The organism is Vibrio sp. 2130-1 (assembly GCF_033339515.1).
On record NZ_JAWOUT010000743.1, the window covers coordinates 1 to 515 of the forward strand.

The 515-nt window shown below is 46.8% G+C and carries 1 protein-coding gene; it reads left to right on the forward strand.

Annotation, left to right across the window (positions count from 1 at the left end; genetic code table 11):
* Positions 1–515, forward strand: a 515-nt coding sequence (locus R7Q09_RS28460) for a cache domain-containing protein (protein WP_318144248.1), incomplete at both ends; no start/stop codon positions are given.

The following is a 515-nucleotide window of genomic DNA, read 5'->3' on the forward strand; positions in this document are numbered from 1 at the left end:
ATTCAACGACTACTCGACAGAGCAAGACGTTGTTCCTTTCCTACAGCAAGCACGCAAAGCTGGTGGCTTTGACGACATCTTCTTGGGTACACCAAACGGAGATATGTACCGTTCTCACCCTGAGCGTAACCGTGCTGACTACGATCCGCGTACTCGCCCTTGGTATAAAGATGCCAATGCAGCAGGCAAGCAGATCATCACAGAAGCATACCAAGACGCTATCACTAACGCATTGCTAGTGACCATTGCTGAACCAGTAATGAAAAACGGCAAGTTTATTGGTGTAGTGGGTGCTGACGTACTTATTGATCAGCTTATCGATGACGTAATCAATCTTGATGCGGGTGAAAATGCGCACGCAATGTTGATTGATATGAACGAAGGTACGTTCCTTGCTCACCCAGATAAAAGCCTAACGCTTAAACCTATCACCAGCTTTCTAAAAGACTTTTCAGAAGAGGCTATTGAGCGTGCGGCAGCAGAAGGCAGGATTGAAAGCACGATGATGAAAGGCC